Below are 4,020 nucleotides of genomic sequence, written 5' to 3'. Positions count from 1 at the left end.
CGCGACGCGGGGCTGCCGGCGTCGGGCACGGGTCTCCTGGCGTGGCCGGCGACCGACCTGCCCGACCTGACGACCGCCGCGTTCGTCCAGGCCGCCGGGGCGCGCGGCCTCGTCGTCGGGCCCGGGGAGCTGTTGCCGCCCGCGGTGCTCACCTACACGCCGTCGGGCCGGGCCGTCGTGTCGACCGCCCGCGGCGAGGTGACGGCGCTCATCGCCGACGAGCGCCTGTCGGACGGGCTGCGGACCGGGTCGCTCGTGCTGGACGAGGACGGGCCCCGCGACGACGACGTCCAGCGCACCCCCGCGACCGCCGCGCAGGACCTCCTCGCCGAGCTCGCGGTGATCACCCGTGAGCGGCCCACGGACGCCCGGCACGTCCTCGCGACCCTGCCGCGGGACTGGTCGCCGGAGCCCGCCGTCGCGGACGCCCAGCTCGCGGCGCTCGCGGACGCGCCCTGGGTCCGGATGGAGCCGGTGACCGCGCTGGTCGGGGCGCCGGACACCGGCTTGGACCGCGGCAGCCTGCCGCGGCGCGTCGTCGGCGAGCGCGAGGTCCCCGGGCGGCTGCTCGAGGAGGTCGCGGACGCCGTGGCGCAGCGGGCGGACCTGGCCACGATGGTCGACCGACCCGAGGCGCTGGTCGGTGACGGGGAGCTGGAGCTGCTGGCACCGACGTCCGTGGCGTGGCGGGCCCGGCCGCAGCAGCGCAGCGACCTGGCGGACGCGGCCCGCGCCCGGACCGCCGCGCTCGGTGACGCCGTCGCGGTGGTGCCCGGGAGCGACCTGACGATCATCGCGACGAGCGCCGGCATGCCCGTCCGGCTGACGAACGCGCTCGACCAGGACGTCTCGGTCGTCGTCGACCTCCGGCCCGACAGCGCGCGGCTGCGCTCGGACGGCGCGGTGCCCGTGACGGTGCCCGCCGGCGGCGAGGAGGTCGTGCAGGTCCCGGTCCACGCGATCCAGAGCGCCGACGTCGGCGTGACCGTCGAGGTCCGCACGCCCGAGGGGGTCCTCGTCGACGACGACACCGTCATCGCCGTCCGCGTCCGCGCCGACTGGGAGGGCATCGGCACGCTCGCCATCGGCGCGCTCCTGGCGCTGGGGCTCGTCGTCGGCCTCGTCCGCTCGATCCGGCGGGGCCGGACGGGTCGGCGCGCGCAGCCGCGGCTGGACTCCGGCCCGGACGCCTTCTCGCCCGAGGAGGTGGCCGAGGTCGGTGCCGCGTCGACCGGCCGTGCCACGGCGCAGCACGTCGAGGACACTGGTCCGGCCGGTGCGGGTCGTCCGCCCGGGTCAGGAGGAGCCGGATGAGCACGAGCGACGCCCGTGGCGCGGGCGGCGGCCTGGGCGGCAGCCTCGGTCGCAGCGCGCTCGTCATGGCGGCCGGCACCGCCACGTCGCGCGTCCTCGGGCTCCTGCGGGTCGTCGTCCTCACCGCGGCGATCGGCTCCCTCACCGTCTCCGCGAACTCCTTCTCGGCGGCGTACTGGCTGCCGTCGGCGATCTACATGCTGATCGCGGGCGGTGTCCTGCACGCCGTCCTCGTCCCGCAGATCATCCGGGCCGAGAAGCAGCCGGGCGGCAAGGAGTACGTGGACCGGCTGCTCACGGTGGGCACGGTCGTGATGGCGGTCGCGACGCTGCTGCTCATGCTCGCGGCGCCCCTGCTGGTCGCCGTCGTCGCCGACAGCACGGACCCGCAGTTCCAGGCGCTGACGATCGCCTTCACGCTCTGGTCGCTGCCGCAGGTCTTCTTCTACGGCGTGTACACGCTGCTCGGTCAGGTGCTCAACGCGCGCGGCCTGTTCGGGCCGTACATGTGGGCGCCGGCCCTGAACAACGTCGTGGCGATCCTCGGGATGCTCGCGTTCATCGGCATCTACGGCGCGCACGAGCCCGGGGCGCCGGCGGGGTCCTACGACTTCTGGACGACCGGGCCGATGGCGCTGCTCGCCGGGACCGCGACCCTCGGGGTCGCCGCGCAGGCCCTGGTGCTGATCATCCCGCTGCGGCGGATCGGCTTCACGTTCCGTCCCCGGCGCGGCTGGCGGGGCGTGGGGCTGAGCACCGCGGCGTTCGTGGCCGGCTGGACGTTCGCCTCCCACGTCGTCGGTCAGGTGGGGATCCTCGTCGTGACCCGCGTGACGACCGGGGCGGCCCAGATCGCCGAGCAGCAGGACCTCGGTGCCGTCGCGGCGAACTACCAGTACACGATCGCCTTCACCATCTTCATGCTCCCGCACTCCCTGGTGACGGTGTCCCTGGTGACGGCGCTCTACACGCGCCTGGCCCAGGCCGCCGCCGACGACGACGTGCCCCGCGTGCGCCGCGACTTCTCCAGCGGGCTGCGCACCGTCGGCGTGTTCACGGTCTTCGCCACCGCCGTCGTCCTGGTGCTCGCGCTCCCGGTCTCCCGGCTCATCACGATCAGCGACGTCCCGGAGGCTGCCGCCGTCCTCACCCCGGTCGTCGTGACGCTCACGCTCGGGCTGGTCGCGCTCGGGGCGTGGGCGCTCATCCAGCGGATCTACTACGCCTACGAGGACGCCAAGGGCCTGTTCTGGCTCCAGCTGCCCATGGCCGGTCTGGTCGCGGTCGGGACGCTCCTCGGCCGGCTCCTCGCGCCCATCGACTGGTGGACCGCCGTCGCCGGCGCCTCGATCGCCGCGTCGTACTGGCTCGGGGCCCTCACCGGCGCGCGCAAGGTCCGGGAGCGGCTGGGCGGCGTGGGCGGCGACGTCGTCCGCACGCACGTGCGCGCCGCCGTCGCGGCGGTCGCCGCGGCCGCCGTCGGCTGGCCGCTGAGCCTCCTGTTCGGCGACCTGTCGCGGGCCGGGCTGTTCCGCGCCCTGCTGGTGTGCGTCGTCGTCGGGCTCGTCATGCTCGCGGTGTACGTCGTGCTCCTGCGGGTGCTGGGCGTCCGGGAGCTCGAGGACCTCGTGGCACCCCTGCTCCGACGCCGGGGAGCGGCCCGTACCATGAGCGCGACCGACGACGACGTCCGCACGGGCACCGTCGCGGGCCCGGCCACCACGGCCGCGACCGCGGCAACGGTGCCCGTGGACGGTGCGTCCGGGGACGCGGCCGACAGCTCGGCCGATCGACACGGAGGTGGTCCTGTGGAGCCCGCGACCATCGGCCGGGGCGCGCTCGTCGCCGGCCGGTACCGCCTGGAGCACCCCGACCGCTCCGACCTGCCCTCCGTGGAGGTCTGGACGGGTCGGGACCAGATCCTCGACCGGCCGGTCCGGGTCTCGCTCCTGCTGGGCGGGCGCATCGCGCAGGCGCAGGACGCGGCCCGGCGCGCCGCGCTCGTGAGCGACCCGCGCCTGCTGCGCGTCCTCGACGTCGGCGAGTACTCCGGCGTCGCGTACGTGGTCAGCGAGCCGCCGCGCGGACGGGACCTGCTGTCCCTCACCGCGCACGGCCCCCTGCCGGCGGACCAGGCCCGCGCCGTCGTCGGCGAGGCGGCCGTGGCGCTGGAGGTCGCGCGCCGGCGCGGCGTGCACCACCTCGCCCTGCGCCCCTCGTGCGTCCACGTCACGGACGAGGGTGCCGTCCTGGTGTCCGGGCTCGGGATGGACGGCGAGATCGCGGACCTCGGCCTCGGGGACGCCCGCTCCACCACGCGCGCCGACACGGTCGCCCTCGTCGGGCTGCTGTACCTCGCGCTCACGGGCCGCTGGCCGGGCGCGACGGTCGGGGACGCCACGGAGGTGCCGGCGGCGCCGGTCGTCGCGGGGGCCCCCGTGCCGCCCGCCGACCTGCTCCCCGGCGTGCCCAACGACCTCGACACGCTGTGCACCGTCACCCTCGGCCCGCACGACGACGGGCCGCACAGCCCCGCCGAGCTCGTGCGCGAGCTCGAGCCGTGGGGCGACGTCGACCCCGACCGGGTCACGGGCGTGTCCGACGACGCGACCGCGTGGCAGCGGCACCTCGGGACGCCGTCGGCGTCGGCGGGGGCCGCCGGCGTCGCGGCCGCCGTCGCGGCACCGGTGCTGGACGCCGCCGAGG

2 protein-coding genes are annotated in these 4,020 nt (G+C 76.4%); both read left to right on the top strand.

Annotation, left to right across the window (positions count from 1 at the left end):
- Positions 1-1,314, top strand: a 1,314-nt coding sequence (locus N866_RS21590; RefSeq protein WP_034228672.1) for a DUF6049 family protein, incomplete at its 5' end; no start/stop codon positions are given.
- Positions 1,311-4,020 (top strand): murein biosynthesis integral membrane protein MurJ (locus N866_RS22200; RefSeq protein ID WP_052023198.1); only part of this gene is annotated, 2,710 nt, incomplete at its 3' end. The genes N866_RS21590 and N866_RS22200, both read left to right, overlap by 4 nt.

Origin of the sequence: Actinotalea ferrariae CF5-4 (assembly GCF_000603945.1) — a bacterium.
In the GTDB taxonomy this organism is placed as follows: Bacteria; Actinomycetota; Actinomycetes; order Actinomycetales; family Cellulomonadaceae; genus Actinotalea; species Actinotalea ferrariae.
Note: the sequence above shows the minus strand (reverse complement) of the source record. Positions and strands in the feature narration are given on the sequence as shown.